Origin of the sequence: Shewanella electrica, assembly GCF_022321485.1 — a bacterium.
Classification (GTDB): Bacteria; Pseudomonadota; Gammaproteobacteria; order Enterobacterales; family Shewanellaceae; genus Shewanella; species Shewanella electrica.
The window spans coordinates 1-268 of the sequence record NZ_JAKOGG010000324.1; the positions used below are offsets into that span (position 1 = coordinate 1).

The window sequence follows — 268 nt, forward strand, 5'->3', positions numbered from 1 at the left end:
CTATTCCAGGAATACAAGATATCACCAAGTTCCAACATCATAGCAGGTAACATATCACTAGGATCTGCGTTATTATCACGATATACTTTTTTTATCATATTTTGTAATTCTCCACATTCTCCACCAAGTGCATTTGATGCAAATAGTAAACTATGTTTTGTTTTTCTAAAAGGATTCTCTGCTGTATTTTTAGTAAAAATACTTTCATATTCTTCAAATTTCATGTATGGCCACACTCCGAACATTTTTCAACTTTGGTGTATTGTTT

The 268-nt window shown here is 31.3% G+C and carries 1 protein-coding gene; it reads right to left on the bottom strand.

Annotation, left to right across the window (positions count from 1 at the left end):
- A partial coding sequence (locus L9G74_RS20770; RefSeq protein WP_238898654.1) for a nucleoside triphosphate pyrophosphohydrolase family protein occupies positions 1 to 224 on the bottom strand: 224 nt, incomplete at its 3' end.
- Between the last annotated feature and the right edge of the window lie 44 nt (positions 225 to 268).